This is a genomic window from Nocardiopsis lucentensis DSM 44048, assembly GCF_000341125.1.
GTDB lineage: Bacteria > Actinomycetota > Actinomycetes > Streptosporangiales > Streptosporangiaceae > Nocardiopsis > Nocardiopsis lucentensis.
The window spans coordinates 1-920 of record NZ_ANBC01000612.1 but is presented as its reverse complement, the minus strand read 5'-3'; the positions used below and the strand labels follow the sequence as shown (position 1 = coordinate 920).

The window sequence follows — 920 nt, the reverse complement described above, 5'->3', positions numbered from 1 at the left end:
GACCCGGCCGCTCCCCAGGAGAGGCGGCGTGAGCACCGGCCACGGCTCACCGCCGCCCACATCAGGGAGCAGCAGTTCGCCACGACCCGGCTGACCACGGGCTACAACGAACAGGAGGTGGACGACTTCCTGGACCGGGCCGAGTTCACGATGGACGTCATCCAGCAGGGCCGCCCGGAGCGGGCGACGCTCACCTCCGCCGAGGTCGAGAGGGTCCAGTTCGCCACGACCCGCGCCCGGCCGGGGTACGACCCGGCACAGGTGGACCGGTTCCTGGACATCCTCGCCGAGGAGCTCCGCAGGCACGAGGAGCGCTGAGCGCACACTCCGTGACCGGACACGCCGTCCCCCGGCAACCCCATACCCAGGGCAGCGAAAAGTAATATTCCGTTACAGGGAGTGGCGAGCTTCCGCTGTTCACGGATCCGCGGCCCGAGGGGAGGCGGGATGCCACACGCGACGCCCCAGGGCGGCGGTGCGCCCGCCCGTGCGTCCCGCGGGGCACCGTACTGCTCGCCGTCGGTGGCGCCGGGGTTCGCGCACGCGTGCGCGAGCGGCGTCCGCGCGGTCGGGATGTGCGGGCACGGGGCCGAGGAACCCGACGAGGAGTTCGTCCCGACCAGGGCGCACCCGTGGGAGACACCCCTGCTGGTGGTGTGCGTACTGGTGGGGGTGGCGCTGGTCGCGGCCGCCGTCCACACCCTGTGGACGGCGACGGGGTCGTGGGCCTGGACGGCGATCGCCGCGGCCGCGATACCCGCCGCGTGTTGGACGGTACGGGGCCTGCGGTATGCCCGCGAACGCGCGGAGTCGGTGAAGATCTCACCGACGCAGTTCCCCGAGGCCTACCGGTCGGTGGTGACGATGTCCTCCGCGATGGGCCTGGCCCGACCGCCGGAGGCCTACGTCCGGCCGACGCG

1 protein-coding gene and 1 pseudogene are annotated in these 920 nt (G+C 72.9%); both read left to right on the top strand.

Going from position 1 to position 920, the window contains the following annotated elements; genetic code table 11:
* On the top strand, positions 1 to 318 hold a 318-nt coding region (locus D471_RS0121785), incomplete at its 5' end, for a DivIVA domain-containing protein (protein ID WP_017600583.1).
* 129 nt (positions 319 to 447) lie between these two features.
* Positions 448 to 920, top strand: a pseudogene (locus tag D471_RS35525) (peptidase M48); the annotation flags it as partial.